Annotated in this window: 17 protein-coding genes; 2 read left to right on the forward strand and 15 right to left on the reverse strand. The window is 46.3% G+C overall.

Translation table 11 applies throughout. The features are described from left to right. Window positions 1-27: 27 nt before the first annotated feature. The 11 genes from smc to J2Z69_RS10735 all read right to left on the reverse strand — a co-directional run bounded on the left by smc (window position 28) and on the right by J2Z69_RS10735 (window position 11,684). On the reverse strand, window positions 28-3,597 hold the full coding sequence (gene smc, locus J2Z69_RS10685; RefSeq protein ID WP_209862020.1) for a chromosome segregation protein SMC: 3,570 nt from the start codon (window positions 3,595-3,597) through the stop codon (window positions 28-30). 164 nt (window positions 3,598-3,761) lie between these two features. Beyond that, on the reverse strand, window positions 3,762-4,463 hold the full coding sequence (rnc, locus tag J2Z69_RS10690) for a ribonuclease III (RefSeq protein WP_209862024.1): 702 nt from the start codon (window positions 4,461-4,463) through the stop codon (window positions 3,762-3,764). Between the two features lie 12 nt (window positions 4,464-4,475). Next, window positions 4,476-5,714: a beta-ketoacyl-ACP synthase II gene (gene fabF / locus J2Z69_RS10695; RefSeq protein ID WP_209862027.1), complete on the reverse strand. Its 1,239-nt coding sequence runs from the start codon at window positions 5,712-5,714 to the stop codon at window positions 4,476-4,478. A gap of 203 nt (window positions 5,715-5,917) precedes the next feature. Continuing rightward, window positions 5,918-6,151 (reverse strand): acyl carrier protein, encoded by a 234-nt coding sequence (gene acpP, locus J2Z69_RS10700; protein WP_024630176.1) that lies wholly within the window; start codon window positions 6,149-6,151, stop codon window positions 5,918-5,920. A gap of 82 nt (window positions 6,152-6,233) precedes the next feature. Next, complete coding sequence (gene fabG, locus J2Z69_RS10705; protein WP_209862031.1) at window positions 6,234-6,983, reverse strand: 3-oxoacyl-[acyl-carrier-protein] reductase; 750 nt, start codon at window positions 6,981-6,983, stop codon at window positions 6,234-6,236. Between the two features lie 184 nt (window positions 6,984-7,167). Further along, window positions 7,168-8,112 carry an ACP S-malonyltransferase gene (gene fabD / locus J2Z69_RS10710; RefSeq protein WP_209862034.1) on the reverse strand — a complete coding sequence of 315 codons (945 nt, stop codon included), beginning with the start codon at window positions 8,110-8,112 and terminating at the stop codon, window positions 7,168-7,170. Window positions 8,113-8,186: 74 nt separating this feature from the next. Further along, window positions 8,187-9,176, reverse strand: coding sequence for a beta-ketoacyl-ACP synthase III (locus J2Z69_RS10715; RefSeq protein ID WP_209862037.1), 990 nt, complete (start codon window positions 9,174-9,176; stop codon window positions 8,187-8,189). Then, the gene (plsX, locus tag J2Z69_RS10720) at window positions 9,177-10,172 is read right to left on the reverse strand and encodes a phosphate acyltransferase PlsX (RefSeq protein WP_209862040.1); all 996 of its coding nucleotides are present in this window, start codon (window positions 10,170-10,172) and stop codon (window positions 9,177-9,179) included. Continuing rightward, window positions 10,156-10,752, reverse strand: coding sequence for a transcription factor FapR (gene fapR / locus J2Z69_RS10725; RefSeq protein ID WP_209862665.1), 597 nt, complete (start codon window positions 10,750-10,752; stop codon window positions 10,156-10,158). The genes plsX and fapR overlap by 17 nt, the downstream gene beginning before the upstream one ends. A 203-nt stretch (window positions 10,753-10,955) precedes the next feature. After that, window positions 10,956-11,129 (reverse strand): 50S ribosomal protein L32, encoded by a 174-nt coding sequence (gene rpmF, locus J2Z69_RS10730; RefSeq protein ID WP_026263995.1) that lies wholly within the window; start codon window positions 11,127-11,129, stop codon window positions 10,956-10,958. 42 nt (window positions 11,130-11,171) lie between these two features. Continuing rightward, complete coding sequence (locus J2Z69_RS10735) at window positions 11,172-11,684, reverse strand: YceD family protein (protein WP_209862042.1); 513 nt, start codon at window positions 11,682-11,684, stop codon at window positions 11,172-11,174. Between the two features lie 229 nt (window positions 11,685-11,913). Here J2Z69_RS10735 and J2Z69_RS10740 point away from each other — a divergent pair, with 229 nt between their 5' ends. Next, entirely contained in the window at window positions 11,914-13,143 is a 1,230-nt protein-coding gene (locus J2Z69_RS10740; protein WP_209862045.1) for a nucleotidyltransferase, read from the forward strand. Here the strand turns inward: J2Z69_RS10740 and J2Z69_RS10745 are convergent. Further along, the gene (locus J2Z69_RS10745) at window positions 13,130-14,164 is read right to left on the reverse strand and encodes a SepM family pheromone-processing serine protease (protein ID WP_245339206.1); all 1,035 of its coding nucleotides are present in this window, start codon (window positions 14,162-14,164) and stop codon (window positions 13,130-13,132) included. The two genes, J2Z69_RS10740 and J2Z69_RS10745, sit on opposite strands and share 14 nt — an antisense overlap. 109 nt (window positions 14,165-14,273) lie before the next feature. Here J2Z69_RS10745 and J2Z69_RS10750 point away from each other — a divergent pair, with 109 nt between their 5' ends. Continuing rightward, window positions 14,274-15,518: a nucleoside recognition domain-containing protein gene (locus J2Z69_RS10750; protein ID WP_209862050.1), complete on the forward strand. Its 1,245-nt coding sequence runs from the start codon at window positions 14,274-14,276 to the stop codon at window positions 15,516-15,518. Window position 15,519: 1 nt separating this feature from the next. Here the strand turns inward: J2Z69_RS10750 and coaD are convergent, their stop codons facing one another. The 3 genes from coaD to J2Z69_RS19165 are packed head-to-tail and all read right to left on the reverse strand — an operon-like array spanning window position 15,520 to window position 16,868. Continuing rightward, window positions 15,520-16,032 carry a pantetheine-phosphate adenylyltransferase gene (gene coaD, locus J2Z69_RS10755; protein WP_209862053.1) on the reverse strand — a complete coding sequence of 171 codons (513 nt, stop codon included), beginning with the start codon at window positions 16,030-16,032 and terminating at the stop codon, window positions 15,520-15,522. Continuing rightward, complete coding sequence (rsmD, locus tag J2Z69_RS10760) at window positions 16,025-16,627, reverse strand: 16S rRNA (guanine(966)-N(2))-methyltransferase RsmD (RefSeq protein WP_209862056.1); 603 nt, start codon at window positions 16,625-16,627, stop codon at window positions 16,025-16,027. Before rsmD ends, coaD begins: the two co-directional genes overlap by 8 nt. A gap of 46 nt (window positions 16,628-16,673) precedes the next feature. Then, window positions 16,674-16,868, reverse strand: coding sequence for a single-stranded DNA-binding protein (locus J2Z69_RS19165; RefSeq protein WP_245339207.1), 195 nt, complete (start codon window positions 16,866-16,868; stop codon window positions 16,674-16,676). Window positions 16,869-17,033 lie beyond the last annotated feature (165 nt).

Below are 17,033 nucleotides of genomic sequence, written 5' to 3' on the forward strand. Positions count from 1 at the left end.
GATCTTATTATGACATGTGGAGGAAGCCTAAGCAATTTCAGAATCTTCATCTTCCAAGCGCACCGAGACTAATTTGGATACGCCTCCCTCTTCCATTGTGACCCCATAGAGAACATCTGCTTCTTCCATCGTTCCTTTGCGGTGAGTCACTACGATGAACTGCGTTTGCTCGGAGAATTCACGCAGGTACTGGGCAAAACGGATAACATTCGCTTCATCCAGTGCAGCCTCCACCTCATCTAATACACAGAAAGGTACAGGCTTAACTTGCAAAATAGCAAATAGCAAAGCCATCGCGGTTAATGCACGTTCTCCACCCGATAATAGCTGGAGATTCTGAAGCTTTTTACCCGGAGGCTGAGCAACGATATCAATCCCTGTCTCTAGAAGATGTTCTGGATCCAGCAAGATCAGATCCGCACTACCTCCGCCAAATAACTTCGTGAACACTTTACCGAACTCCCGGCGAATCGCATCAAATGTCAGTTTGAAGCGCTTGGACATTTCCTCGTCCATCTCGCGAATCACCTGATACAGTGTTGTTTTTGCCTCAACCAGATCATCTTTTTGGCTGCTTAAGAACTCATAACGCTCCGATACACGATCAAATTCCTCAATTGCACCTAAATTCACTTCACCTAGCGCAGAAATATTACGCTTCATCTCTTTAACATCTAGCTGAGTAACTTCAATGTCCTCAGGAATGGAATAGTGCAGCTTCGCCCGCTCGTAGGTAAGCTCGTAATCCTCACTCAGCTTCTTAAGCACATTATCTAGTTCCACATCGAGTCGATTAGCCTGAATTTCGGTCTGCATTAACTGTTCGTCTACCTTTTTTAAGCTAGCACGCTGTTCACGTGTCTCGTTCTCATCCGACGCAAGCTTCTTCATGTGTTCCGTCCGGGAAGCCCTTTGGAATTCGAGCCGTTCTCCAGTCTGTGTTTTTTTCAACTTGAAATCATTCAAGTCTTCAACTTGAAGCATGCTCTGGGACTCATTTTGACTTAACTCTAGTTCAATCGTCTGCAAAAACTTCCGATTCTGTGCCAATTCTTTGGACTGAAGAGTACAGTCTTCTGTAAGACGACGTAGATCCTCGCTTAGAGAAAGATATTCTTGATCCCCTTTTCCCTCCCGTACTTTGAGTTCGGTAAGTTGGATAACTAACTCATCTTTGGCGGATTCATTAGCTTTGCGGGCAAATTCTGCGGCAACGATAGAATCTTGAATGGATTGTTGCTTTTGTTCCAGTTGCTCTAGCTTAGCCTGTGACTCCACTTTATTTAGATCAAGTTCCTTCAGTTCTTGTAGATAGTGTCCCTTTTCTTGACCGTACAAAGTAAATTGTTCCGTGACGTGATTGTATTCATGCATTTTCTGCTTCAGGTCACCTGAGACGATCTGCTCGTCTGCTCGCATCGTATCGCCAGACTCCCGAAGTTGATCGAGCTTCAGTTCTAATTGCACGGATTGTTGCTTCATCTCTTCTATACTGCTGGATAGCTTCTGAATCATCTCCACTGCTTGGCGAATATCATGATCCAATTGTTCTAATTGACGATTTCGGCCTAACAAATTGCTATTTTTCCGATGCTGGCTTCCGCCTGTCATAGAACCTCCAGCATTGACTACATCCCCTTCTAAAGTGACAACGCGGAATCGGTATCCACCTTTAGCAGCCATTCGATTGGCATGTTCGAGAGAGTCCGCAAAAACGACATTGCCTAACAAATTGCCCACAATATCGGCATATCGAGGTTCAAAACCTACCAAATCAGCGCCAATGCCTACAAATCCCTCCGCATCCTCAATGGCCTTCTTGTCAGAGACAGAAATCTGTCTTGGACGAATCACATCTAAGGGCAAGAAAGTAGCGCGTCCCAACTGACGTTGTTTGAGAAAAGCAATCGCCTGTCTAGAGACAGTCTCATTCTCCATCACCACGTGCTGCATCGCCGCTCCAAGCGCCGTCTCCACGGCCATTTCAAGCTTTTCCGGCACCTTGATTAGTTCTGCCACAGCTCCATGTACACCAGACAAGGTTGCTTTGCGTGAAGCCTTAAGCACCTCTTTGACGCCTAAAGCAAAGCCATCAAAATCATCCTGCATTTCTTTCATTGTATCCCGGCGTGAGATTAGAGCTTCTCGCTTCTGCTCCCATGTGCGAAGACCACCGCGGCTCTCTTCAGCTAGCTTCTGAAGCGCATGCAGCCGTTCGCTCTCCGCTATGTAATTCTTTCGAACCTCGGCCATATTCTCAGCCATTGTAGCAAGCTTCTGCTCCAGCTCCAGCTTAACTATGCCCAGATTCGTCTGCTCTTCACTCCATTTGCTGCCTTCCGTCTCCGCCCGCTCCATCCGGCGGTTCACGCCTTCCTTCTGCTGGTCTGCATAACGAATCTCATTCCGGGTCTGAGCCATCAGATTCATGATCTCAAGCAGTTCATCCTTCAGTGCTTCTTCCTGATCTTGACTTATTCCGCCCGTCACCCCAAGTAATTTGGCTTCTTCTGCAGATAACTGACTACGCAGTTCTTTAAGGCTTTGCTCAGATTGCTTGAACCTAGCCTCTACGGCGTTTAATTCAGTTTTTTTGAGCTTATGGCGTTCATCATTCATAGCAATGGTCTCTAAGAGTTGCTGACGATTCTGAGCCAAATTCTTGGCACGCTCTCGTAACAATCCGCCAAAGCCTTCATTCTTCTCATAATTCTCGCTATACGTTAACAATTGATATTGGAGCTGCTCGATCTCATTCTCAAGTTCACGCAAAACAGAACGGTCCTTCTCAAGTTTAGCATCATGAACCGTCACTACAGTAGATAATGCAAGTTGTTCTTCCCGAAGCTTGTCCAATGTATGATTGGCTTCACTCCAGTTTGAATGAATCTGCTCGATCTGATAGATATACAAAGAGATCTCTTGGTGCTTCAGTTGCTCCTTTAATTCCTTGTAATGTAGGGCCTTTGCTGATTGCGCCCTGAGCGGTTCGATCTGAACTTCCAACTCGCATACGAGATCATGAATACGAAGCAAATTTTGTTCCGTATCATCCAGCTTCTTGCGGGCTTCTTTCTTACGAGACTTATATTTTACAATTCCAGAAGCTTCTTCAAATATTCCGCGCCGATCTTCAGAACGCGTGCTTAGAATTTCCTCTATTCGGCCTTGTCCAATAATAGAATAAGCTTCCTTACCAATCCCCGTATCCATAAATAATTCCGTTATATCTTTCAGTCGACATGACTGCTTATTAATCAAGTATTCACTATCCCCGCTGCGATGAACCCTACGAGTGACCGTGACTTCTGTAAAATCAAGCGGAAGGGCTTGATCCGTGTTATCCAGCGTGAGCGATACTTCTCCGTAGCCCACAGCTTTACGCGAATCACTTCCTGCGAATATAATATCTTCCATTTTGCCACCACGTAGCGACTTGGCACTCTGCTCTCCAAGCACCCAGCGAATGCCGTCGGAAATATTACTTTTCCCACTTCCATTAGGACCTACGACGGCCGTAATCCCCCGCACAAATTCCATTTCTGTACGATCGGCAAATGACTTAAAACCTGCCAATTCAATTCGTTTTAAAAACATACGCTTACCCTCACCTCTGTAGCCTATTGTACCATATGCAGTAGGCCTCTGGGACCTGATCTTGTCCAGTATACAGCCTTGTTCGCTAGCCGCTTGCACTCACAAAAAGGACCAAACGGAATCGCTCCGCCTGGTCCCTTTTATCATAGTTAATGGTCTTAATATTAACCTTGCAGTGATTCATTCAGCTGTCGTAATGCAACCGCAGCCGCCTGCTGTTCGGCCTCTTTTTTGGAGCGACCTGTACCTTGGCCCAAACTGCGACCATCCATGTATACTTCTGAGACGAATTCCCGCTCATGCGCAGGACCCCGCTCTTCGATAATACGGTATTCCAGAACACCCAAGTTGTGATGCTGTGTAACCTCTTGCAGTTCCGTCTTGTAATCCGTTACCTGAAGCTTACCGCTCAGTACAACCTGCGTAAAAATAAACTTATCCAAGAACGTTTTGACTACATTTAGTCCCTGATCCAGGTAAAGTGCACCTACAAAAGATTCAAATACATCCGCAAGAAGCGCCGGGCGGGTTCGCCCCCCCGTCAACTCCTCCCCTTTGCCAAGCAGAACGTACTGCCCGAACTCTAGGCTTTCGGCGAACTTAACTAGAGAAGGCTCGCATACAATAGCTGCCCGCTGCTTCGTCAATTCACCTTCCGGACGGCTCGGAAACAGATCGTATAGATATTCCGACACGGTCAATTCCAATACGGCATCCCCAAGAAATTCGAGGCGCTCATTATCTTCATGCTGACTGAAACGATGTTCATTCACATAAGATGCATGCGTGAACGCTTGTTTTAGTAGCTGACGATTCTGGAACTGAATTTGAAGTTTGTGTTGTAGCTGTTTCAGATCTCCACTCAACAGACTGACTCCTTAGACTTCGAATTTCTTAAGGATTATTGTAGCGTTATGACCGCCAAATCCAAACGAGTTAGACATGACAATATTTAAATCCGCTTCTCTTGGATGATTAGGTACGTAATCCAAATCACATTCAGGATCTGGATTATCCAGATTAATGGTAGGTGCGATAATACCATGTCTGAGAGATAGGCCACAAATTACGGCTTCTACTCCTCCTGCCGCCCCTAGCAAATGTCCTGTCATCGATTTGGTCGAACTAATCGCCACTTTATAAGCATGATCACCCAAAGCTTTCTTCACCGCTAGCGTCTCTGACCGATCTCCCACCGGTGTAGAAGTACCATGCGCATTAATATAATCAATTTGCATAGGCTCAATGCCCGCATCACGGATAGCCATCTTCATACAGCGAGCTGCTCCATCTGGATCAGGCTCTGTCATGTGATGGGCGTCACCGCTCAAGCCATAACCAATGACTTCTGCATAAATGGTAGCTCCGCGCTGCTGTGCATGCTCTAGTGATTCAAGGATGAGAACTCCTGCGCCTTCACCCATAACAAATCCATCCCGGTCTGAATCAAAAGGACGGCTTGCCTTCTCCGGTTCAGCATTACGTGTAGACATCGCACGCATAGCACAGAATCCAGCCATACCCGTAGGACGAATGGTTGCTTCTGCGCCGCCACAGATCATGGCATCTGCATCACCGCGTTGGATAAGACGGAACGAATCACCAATGGAATGTGTTCCCGTTGCGCAAGCCGTAACTTGCGTAGTATTCGGACCTTTTGCTCCAAAATTGATGGACATTTGCCCGGAGGCCATATTCGCAATCATCATCGGAATAAAGAAAGGACTTACACGTTTCGGGCCTTTTTCCAGCAAGATATTATGTTGATCTTCCCAAGTCCCTAATCCGCCAATCCCTGAACCGATGGATACGCCAATACGTTCAGCATCAATATTAGATCCAATCTCGATTCCACTCTCTTTGAGAGCTTGTCCGCCAGCTGCCACAGCAAGCTGGACAAAACGATCCATTTTTCTTGCTTCTTTGCGATCAAAATAATCCTCAGGATTAAAGTTCTTAATCTCTGCGGCGATTTGGGTTGTATAGTCACTTACATCAAAAGCTTCGATATGAGATACGCCAGATTTTCCGTTAAGCAGATTATCCCAGAACGTATCTACATCGATTCCTAAGGAAGTCATTACACCCATGCCAGTAATTACTACTCTATGTTTCAACACATTCACCTCGTATAGACTTCATGTGCACCCTGTTTGAATCATATGGATTGAACGAAAGAATGCGTACTCGTGACCCATACCCAACCCTTGTCAAAGCATGTAATCTTTAGTTCAAGCCATATCTCGAACACAACACTATCGTTATCTCCAGATGAGGAGAAGTCCCGCCTCAACAAACAAGGAACGGGACTCTTAATGACTTAGGTATGAGATTGTATGTAGTTTACAACTTCACCTACGGTCGTAATCTTCTCTGCATCTTCATCTGAAATTTCAAGATCAAACTCATCTTCTAATTCCATCACCAATTCAACTACGTCGAGCGAATCAGCACCAAGGTCCTCTTTAAAAGAAGCTTCAAGCGTTACTTCGGCTTCATCAGCGCCCAAGCGATCAACAACAATGCGTTTTACACGCTCCAATACATCAGACATCCGGTTCACCTCCTCTTTGGTATTATACGAGAATTAAAGTCAAAATGCCATAGAAGCACATGCAAATCCCGTTAGCTTCGATTTACATGTACATTCCGCCATCTACATGCAGGGTTTGTCCTGTCATATAAGAGGCTCCATCCGTCGTTAAGAATAACACAACCTTAGCAATTTCATCGGGTTGTCCAAGTCTGGATAAAGGGATTTCACCCAATAGCTTTGACCGTACTTCTTCAGGCAATTCACCTGTCATATCGGTATCAATAAATCCAGGTGCAACACAATTGACTGTAATATTACGAGAAGCAAGTTCACGCGCAGAGGACTTGGTAAGCCCAATTACTCCGGCTTTAGCAGCCACATAGTTAGCTTGTCCTGCATTACCCAATACGCCAACCACCGAGGAAATATTAATGATTCGGCCTGAACGCTGCTTCATCATCGGACGTGATACGGCTTTGATTCCGTTGAACACGCCTTTTAGATTCGTCTCAATAACCTGATCAAATTCCTCTTCTTTCATACGCATAATTAGATTGTCTCTAGTAATACCCGCGTTATTCACGAGAATATCAATGCGGCCCCAGGTCTCCACTACCTGCTTAACCATTCCGTCAAATTGCGTGGGATGGCCTACATGCGCTTGGATCGCCATGGCACGGACGCCCAAGGACTCGATTTCGCGAACAACAGACGCTGCTGCTTCCTCGTTCCCCGCGTAATTCACAGCTACGTCAGCACCTGCTTCTGCTAAGGCAAGAGCAATACTGCGTCCAATTCCGCGAGATGCCCCGGTAACCAAAGCCGTTTGGCCTTTTAATGGTGTCGTCATGAACATGAATCTCCTTTCTGAATAACTACGCAGCTAGTACGATTCTTCATATAGCATGCGGCTCCTTCAGACTATTGTTGGAGGTGTTACCCTCTGTATAGTCAAGGTGCAGCTGCAGCTAGAGAAGCTAGAAGAATCCATTCCTTCTATCTCTAGCTTACGCAGGCTAGATTCTAACTAATTATTAGGACTGCATCAGAAGTTCTTCGCTTGTATGCTCCAAACTTTCAAGGTTATGGATATTCAGTATACGAACGCTCTTATCAATTTTTTTGATGAGCCCCGCAAGAACATTCCCTGGTCCAATTTCCACAAATATATCTACACCTTGGGAGATAAGCCACGCAATCGAATCTTCCCATAATACTGGGGCGTAGACCTGCTCCACTAAAAGTCTTGAAGCTTCAGACTCGCTTGCTACAGGACGTGCCGTAACATTAGCAACAACAGGAGCAGAACCTGCTGAGACGGTTACATGGCTAAGTTTAGCTTCCAGACGTTTAGCAGCGGATTTCATCAAGGAAGAATGGAATGGTCCACTCACTTCTAGTGGTATGGCACGTTTGCCTCCAGCTTCTTTTACCCGCTCCACAACGGCTTGAACGCCTTCCGTGCTCCCAGACACTACAATTTGTCCTGGGCAGTTCACATTAGCTAATTCCACCACATGTCCTTCGCTTGTGATTGCAGCGCATAATTGACCTAACGCCTCACGTTCAGCACCAAGCACGGCCGCCATAGCACCTTGCCCACCAGGTACGGCTTGCTCCATGAATTCTCCACGCGCCCGCACAATCGCCACAGCATCCTCAAAACTAAGCATACCCGCTGCAGTCAGCGCACTATATTCTCCAAGACTATGCCCTGCAAAAAAGTCAGGGATAACGCCTTTTTCTCTAAATGCTTGATACAAAGCTATACTTGTTGTCAGTAAGGCCGGCTGAGTATTCGCGGTCATTTTCAGTTCTGACTCGGGTCCCTCAAAGATCATCTTGCTCAGGTCAAATCCTAGAATTTGATCTGCTTCTTCAAATCGTGCTTTGGCTTGAGGAAGGGCATCATACAGATCTTTGCCCATACCCACGCGCTGGGAACCTTGTCCCGGAAATACGAATGCTATTTTACCCATTACAGCTTATGCACTCCTTCAGTCCCAACATGAACTTCGCAAGTCCTTCATGCCAGCATAAATATCGTTAAGTATTACCAGACGAGAACGGAAGCACCCCATGTAAGACCGCCACCAAAGCCAACCAGTAGAACGGTGTCGCCTTCTTTCATTCTTCCTTGCTCAGCCGCTTCTACGAGAGCAAGTGGAATGGAAGCCGCTGATGTATTGGCGTAACGGTCTACATTAATTACACACTTCTCCTCTGGTAAATCCAGTCGATTCATTGCAGATTGAATAATCCGAATATTGGCTTGATGCGGTACAAATAAGTCCACGTCTTCTTTGGTAATTCCTGCTTTTCTAAGCACATCATCCGTGGCAGTACCCATGACACGCACTGCGAATTTGAAGACTTCACGGCCATTCATGTACATAAAGTGTTTGCCATTCTCAACCGTATCGGCTGAGGCGGGAAGCCTCGATCCACCGGCTTCTAATTTTAGAAGATCTGCCCCTGAACCTTCTGCACCCAGATCAAATGACTGGAATCCTCGGCCTTCTGGCACTTCACCTAAGATTACAGCGCCCGCTCCATCTCCGAACAGAACACAAGTGTTACGATCCGTGTAATCCGTGATTCGGGATAACGTATCCGCCCCAATAACTAAGGCATTGTTATACATCCCTGTCTTGATAAAGTTCGTAGCCGTAGCCAAGCTATACACAAAACCTGAGCATGCCGCCGAGAGGTCAAATGCTGCCGCTTTCTTCGCTCCTAATTTTTCTTGGAGAATACAGGCTGTTGAAGGGAACGCAGTATCCGGCGTTACCGTCGCAATAATAATAAGGTCCAGTTCATGAGCCTCTAATCCGGCAGATTTCAATGCACGAACAGCTGCTTCATAAGCTAAATCGGATGTGGCTTGTTCTGGCGCAGCGATATGTCGCTCCCGAATACCCGTACGTGAGACAATCCATTCGTCATTTGTATCCACGATTTTCTCAAGATCAGCGTTCGTCAGAATCTTTTCTGGAACATACATACCTGTGCCTACAATTCCTACGGAACGTAAATTCGTCAATTAAACTCTCTCCCCATTACTAAATTCCTTTGAAATACTCTCAATCAATTGACCCTGAAGTGCTATACGAGCTTGCCGAAAAGCATTCTTAATGGCTCCTGCATCTGAGGAACCATGTCCCTTCACAACCAGACCACCCAATCCAAGCAAAGGTGCACCGCCATGTTCTTTGTAATCCATCATGGTCTTCAATCCCCGAAGTTCAGGCATAAGTACAGCAGCGGCCAATTTATTTTTGAGTGAACTGCTAAATTTCTCTTTCAAAATGGAAAACATAGCTCCCGCCGTGCCTTCCAACGATTTAAGCAATATATTCCCGGCAAATCCATCACAGATCAGCACATCACAGGCACCAGATAATACCCCATGTGCTTCAATATTCCCGACAAAATGAATAGGCAACTGTTCTAGCAGCGGGTACGCAGCCTTCGTTAGTTCATTGCCTTTAATCGCTTCCGTCCCTACGTTCAAAAGCCCTACTCGCGGCTTCTCTAGTCCATGAACTTTCTGACGGTAGACGCTCCCCATAAGTGCATACTGTGCCAAATGTTCAGGCTTAGCGTCCATATTAGCTCCAAGATCTAATGCCAGCACACCGCGGCCATCCATCGTAGGAATCATAGGAGCAAGCGCTGGTCGCTCTATACCTTCCATTCTCCCTACTACCAAAAGTCCCGTCGTCATCAGGGCACCCGTGTTGCCTGCAGAGATCATGGCATCGGCTTCCTTTTCTCGAACCATACGACCGGCCACGACCATGGAGGCATCCTTTTTACGGCGAACCGCTCTTACGGGCTCATCTTCTGCCCCAATAACTTCAGAAGCGTGACGAATACTTAGGTTCGAAGGCTTTTCGGTAAGGAGTGGCTCAAGAATTGCTTTGTCTCCTACCAGCACGATCTCAATATCTTTCCATTCCTTAGCGGCAGCTATGGCACCCTCTACATTACATTGCGGCGCATGGTCTCCACCCATCGCATCAATGGCGATCAACATGTTGTGTGCCTCCTTCGCTTGCTTCTTCTTTAGCTGAACGATAGATGACGAAGTTCCCTTGGAAGACCATTTCTTCACCTACGTATGTAAATACTTCCACCTTGGCCTTGCCTTTATTTCCTGCCTCTGACCTTACATAGGCTTTAGCAATACACTTTTCTCCTAAATGAACCGAACGCACAAAACGAATATCCGCCGATGAGGTCAATGCGATTTCATCATTTATGACGGCTACTGCAAGTGAGTTCGCCTGTGCAAACACATGATGCCCTCTAGCAATGCCTGTGCGTGAAAATACATGTTCATCTTTAATCTCAAAAATTGAAATTCCGCTCTTGTCCAACTGTAAATCTACAATATCTCCGATAATCTCATGCAGTGGTAACGACCGGACCTGATCATAGCTCAGCTCGGCCATCAGTTTCATCCGCTCCCGAAGCTCAGGTATGCCCAGCTCTAAGCGGTCTAGGCGAATAGTCTGTATACTCACTTTCAACTGGCGTGTCAGCTCTTGATCCGTAATAAAGGGATTCTCCTCAATCATCCGGACGAGTTGCTGCTGTCTAGCCCGTTTAGGCACTCGTTCAATAACGTTCGCCCCCTCTGCAATCATCTATTTGGTGGTCTATATGAACTCGATTATATTAGAACCTGGTACTAAGGTAATTATAAATCATCCTCTACTAAAAAGAAAGAACCTTCCCCTACCTAGGTGAAGGCTCTAGTAATTCTCAAAAAAAATAGCACCCCATCCAAGATGTAGGCACTACTTTGATTGTCGGACTATTGCTTGATAATTTCTCTTGCTTTGTATGTTCCACATACTTTACATACGTGGTGAGCAAGCTTCAATTCTCCGCATTGTTCACATTTTACCATGCCCGGCACAGCCAATTTGAAATGCGTGCGACGTTTGTCACGACGCGTTTTGGACGTTCTCCGTTGAGGTACTGCCATGGTTCCCACCTCCTTATTCAAGTCAACCGTTAGTGCATCATCTTATTCTTTAAAAAAGTCTTTGAGCGCCGCAAGACGCGGATCGATGACTTCTCTATCACAGCCGCATTCCTGTTCATTCAAGTCAGCTCCGCATGTAGAACACAGACCTTTACAGTCGTCTTTACATACAGCAGCAAAAGGAAGATTCAAAAGCAAGGCTTGTTCAACATAGGGAACAAGGTCCACGTTATCGTCTGCAACGTTGATGATATCGTTTTCTTCATCCTGAACTTCTTCACCTTTAGGCAGATGCTTGAATGATTCATGAAAATAGGTACGGATCTGTTTCTTCAAGGGCTTCAGACAGCGGGAGCAGGTCATATCCAGTTCCACCGATAAGTTTCCCGTCACATCCACGATGCCTTCACTGTTGAACATCAGTTGAAGATCAGCAGTCAAAGGACTGATATGGGTAATATCGTTGCGGTCCCGGACGACATTCGTTACATCCAGTGCCTTATGAATAGCTACAGGCCCTTCGGCTGCTGCTATTTTACGAAATTGAAAGTGCATGTTCACCACTCCAAACAAACAAAAATTATTATACCGATTTTGGCAGAGTTTTGTCAATAACTTATACGTCTTTCTCCCTAATTATACAAACCCTCTTTAAGAAAAAGGACGCATCTCTATCCGAAGAAGTCAGATTTATATATTATAGCACTTTTATTCGGTAAATGCTCAGTCTTCGTGGTATCATTTTTGGAAGAGCATCACTTATGAACCTTCAGGAGGTAATTTTTTGCATATTAATGGCCTCATTGTTGAATATAATCCGCTACATAACGGACATGTCTATCATTATACTCAGGCTCTTCAAAGCTCAGGTGCGGAGGCCACGATCGCCGTCATGAGCGGCAATTTTCTGCAAAGGGGCGAACCCGCTATCGCCTCGAAATGGGCGCGTACCGAGATGGCGCTGCATATGGGCGCCGATGTGGTTATTGAGCTTCCGGTCGGCTATGCCGTGCAGCCGGCGGAATGGTTCGCGTACGGGGCGGTGTCGCTGCTACAGGCGACGGGGCTCGTGACGCATTTGGTCTTTGGCAGTGAGGAGGGGGATACCTCCAAGCTGCATGAGCTTGCAGCGCTGCTCGCTACCGAGAGCAGCGAGCTTACACGCCAAGTGGCCGAGCATCTGGCCACGGGCGTGAGCTATCCCGCCGCCTACGCAGCGGCGGCGGCTTCGCTGCTGCGCGGCGCGTCCGCAGACGGCGCGCGCGAGCTCTTACAGCAGCCCAACAATGCGCTTGGGCTGCACTATTTGATCGCGCTGCGCCGCTTAGGCAGCGCGATCCAGCCGCTTACAATCCGGCGCGAAGCAGCCGGATATCACGATGCGCAGCCGGGGGCAGGGCGCATTGCCAGCGCGACGGCCGTGCGGCGGCTCCTGCTGGAGTCGGGGCTTGCGGCAGCTAGTCCCTATCTCCCCGATTATACTGCAAGCATTCTAGCCCGTGAGATGGAAGCGGGACGGGCGCCCATAACTTGGGATACGCTTCGCCAGCCCTTATTCCATGAATTACTAGTTCAGTCTCCTGCCAAATTAGCTCAACTACTTGAAGTGACCGAGGGACTGGAGCACCGAATCGCCAAAGTCTTGCCTATCTTGCCTGAACTTTCTGTAAATCACTTACTTCAAGCTCTAAAGACTAAGCGGTATACACATACCAAGCTTCAGCGGATGTTAGTCCATATTTTATTGCAGCATCCACGTGAGCTATTCACTCGCGAGAAGCTAGCGCAAGGTCCTGCCTATATTCGCGTACTAGGATTCACCAGCAAGGGGCAGCAGCTCTTAAAGCGCATGAAAAAGACGGCATCGTTACCGATTCTAACGAAGCCGTCTGATCTGGATGATGTATATCTTACGCTGGACATTCAAGCTGCTGCTGTATATGCCAATGCTAATTCACTAGGTCAGGCTATTGAAGCTTTTCGTGACTATCGCCAGCCTCCTATTCGGATTTAGGTGGTAGCTTACTTAGATAATCCAGCACGTCCTGCGCTTTTTTGACGGAAATCAGCTTCATATTCGTGCCGATTTCATCGGCTTTTTTCTTCGCTATATCATAATTTTTCTCAGGCACAAAAAATAGATCGGCTTTTTCCCGGTTGGCAGCCACAATTTTGAACTGAACGCCGCCAATAGGTCCTACACTCCCGTCGGTACCGATGGTTCCTGTACCTGCAATTCGGTAGCCTTTACTAAGATCTCCTGGAGTTAATTGATTGTAGATTTCCATCGTGAACATAAGTCCCGCAGAAGGTCCACCAATTTGTGTGGATGCAAATTCCACTTGTTTGTTGGGGTCGTTCGCTTTTACCTTTCGGTATTCTCCCAGACTCACTCCAAGTCCCGCTCGAACTTCTCCGGTCGCTGCATCTTTGAGCGGAATCAGTTCCACATTCTCGTTCATTCTTTTCCCATCCCGCTCAAGTAAGACCTGGACATGGTCGCCTACCTTATGTCCCCGAAGAGCCGATGACAAGTCTTCAAACCGCGTTAGCGCCTTTCCCTCAATCTCTCTTACGATATCCCCCGACACGAAATTTCCCTTGGGCGCAGGATCTTTGGATAACGCGACGATAAAAACATATTCCGGTACAATCTGGTAAGGAACTTTAGCTAGATTGTAGGCTTCAGTCATCGCATTCGATTGAGAATCCGTCATGTAATACACTTGCTGTGTCTCATATTCCTTCGTTCCCTGATCTTTTGGTTTCTCTACAATCTCCGATTGCCGATTAAATCTAGACATAGCTAATAAAGCCAAGTTCGCGTATGTAACCGATACCGTAGTAAGCATAAAGGTCCCCTTTTCTTCCGGATCGCCTACCTTGACCTTAATCATCGGTTTTACTTCTTCCGCAGTCCCCGGTTGCTCAATCATATAAGGTGTTGGTAAATAGACGATAACGTAGACCAGAATAGCGACGATAATGACGTATATCGTAGATTTCAGTAAGGTTTTTGAGCTTCTTTGTTGCAATAAGGGTCTCTCCTTTTTGTCACCTACATCGCACAGGTGCTGGTCTGAATGTTCGTGTACTAGCATAAATTGGACTAGACCTATTACAAATCTATGAGGTGAACTTACCATGAACCCCCATAAATCTGAGCAAATTCCTATCCCCCATGAGCACAGCCTTATGGTCACGATTAGCCTTGGATTAGGCGCTGTCCTGTTAGCCATCTGTGTTGTGCAAAACCCTGGTGCAGCTTTTGAGGCAGCCCTTCAGGGACTTACACTCTGGTGGAGAATTGTCTTTCCAGGCCTGTTACCTTTTTTGATGTTATCTCAGATGTTAATAGCTTATGGGTTTGTTCATGCTTTAGGACAGATGTTAAATCCTTTTTTCCGAAAATTATTAGGCATACCAGGCTCCGCCGCTTGGTTAATCCCGCTGGGTCTGACGGCTGGATTTCCTGCGGGAGCTGAAGCTGCTGCACAATTGTACAAAAAAAATCAACTGTCAGCTCGAGATGCCGAACGTCTAGCAGCCCTATCTCACTTTTGTAATCCCATGCTGCTTATTGTCGTCATTGGTACCGGTTTTCTACACCGTCCTGCGTTAGGACTTCTCCTAGCTTCCATTCACGTACTTTCTGGCCTAATTGCGGGTATGGCCTTTCATCTTTTGATGCAGATGCAGCGCAAAAAAACATCTCTATCCTCTTCACAAGCAGAGATAGCATCCGATCGCCATGTCTCTTGGCTACGTTCAACTTCAAGTCGAATGAATGAAGCTAGATTGCTGGATGGACGAAGTTTTGGCAAGCTATTAGGAGATACCGTGACCACGTCTGTTCAGACGCTCATGATGGTAGGTGGGTATATGTTAATCTTTGCTGTCATCCTTCGGATGGCTGGACAGTTTCTACCCGACACCATCGCATCTTATATTCTACCGGGATTAGTTGAGATTCATTTAGGAGCCTATGCTGTAGCTGAATCTGCTATCTCATCCCCCGCCTTCCAAGCTGCCCTTCTTAGCGCAATCCTAGGATGGAGTGGTCTATGTGCTTATCTTCAAGTACAAGCCGTAATGATCTCTGCTGGACTACGCATACAAGGATTTATTCTTATGCGTCTACTGCACGCAATCACTGCATTTGGACTGACTTTTTTGTTATGGATACCCCTTGTCCGCATATTTCCAGAGGCTCTACCTACCTATTTGGCAAATGGCATGTCAATGGCTGGTTATAATAGTGCTGCCATACTGCCAGGCTGGAAACAAGCTCTTTTCCTATGGCCTTGGCAAAGTATTATTCTCACCATTACCATAGCATCTCTCATCCTTTTCTCCCTGATCTGGAAAAAACAGCAGTCTAAGCTATAGATTATTTGCGATTTCTCTCTAAATACTTGAGCTTTAGCATCTCATTCACTTCATCGGGAACCAGATCCGCAACTTCCCCTTGGTAATGAGCAATTTCCTTTACTACACTGGAACTTAAATAACTATATTTCGGGTTTGTCATCATAAAAATGGTCTCCACTTCACTGTTCAGCTTGTGATTTGTGGAAGCCATTTGCATTTCATATTCAAAATCAGTTACTGAACGAATGCCGCGCACAACGACATGAGCTTGTTTTTGAATCGTATAATTCACTAATAAATCTTGAAATGTATCGATCTCAACATTCGGCAGATGTCTCGTGGTCTGCTCAAGTAACGTCTTTCTTTCTTCTACCGTAAACAAAGGATTTTTACTCGTATTGTTGCTAATTGCGACTACCAAACGGTCGAACTGCTTCGCAGCACGCTGAATAATATCCATGTGTCCTTTGGTAACCGGATCAAAACTCCCCGGATATACTGCAATGCGCAGACCTAAGTTCACTTCATTCATGATGCTCTTCCTCCTTATCCTGAACAGCTTGTGTGTCCCTGGACTTGTCGTAACTATAAATGGACACCGCTGTCTCTCCATATGCTGTCTTGCGGATACATTCGAAATTCCCGAATTGCTCAGGATAGACGTAAGAGGATTCATATTCCAGAACGAGTATAGCTTCATTTGCTAGTAACCCTAGTTCTTCCATCTGAAGCATAAGCTGATCTCCATTTTTCATACGGTACGGTGGATCTAGGAATACGAGATCAAACTGCGTGTCCCTTTTGGATAGCGCCTTCAGCGCCCGCTGAGCATCATTCTTAAATACTTCAGCCTGTTCGGTTAACCGTGTAGCCGCAAGATTGGACTTAACGACTTCCAAGCTCTTATATTCCAAATCTACGAAGACCGCCTTGTCCATCCCTCGGCTAAGCGCTTCAATGCCTAATCCCCCTGTTCCTGCGAAAAGATCCAGCGCTTGTCCCCCATCAAAATAAGGACCAATCATACTAAAAATGGCCTCTTTCACCTTATCTGTCGTCGGTCTAGTCCCTGTTCCTGGGACCGCCTTGAGCGGCCGACCTTTTGCACTGCCTGAAATTACCCGCAACTTATGTCACACCCTGTTCTCATCGTCACTAAGCCGTGTCGCTTTTTTATGACGATATCGTACCACACTCCGGATTAGATTGAAAAATACATTCCTCCGAATTCCCTTTTTTGTGAATACGAGGTATAAAACTAACCCGAACGGACAAACTGAAGATATCGACATCACCAAATGTCGTAGACAACCGCGGAGAAGACTTACGTTTCCCCATAAGCTCTTCGTCCGGTTTCTCCTCTCCCATGAGGGTGCTCTGAAAAGGGCACCCAATTTTTTTAATATTAGAACCCTTATATACCAACCTTTCTTTCACAATAATATCGATAATGACAATATTTTGTTTACTGTCTCCTATTAGAATTTTCGCCAGATCTTTAAGGTCAGATTGATTTTATAGAGGTGTTTGCCG

It is taken from the genome of Paenibacillus shirakamiensis, assembly GCF_017874255.1.
GTDB classification, from domain to species: domain Bacteria; phylum Bacillota; class Bacilli; order Paenibacillales; family Paenibacillaceae; genus Fontibacillus; species Fontibacillus shirakamiensis.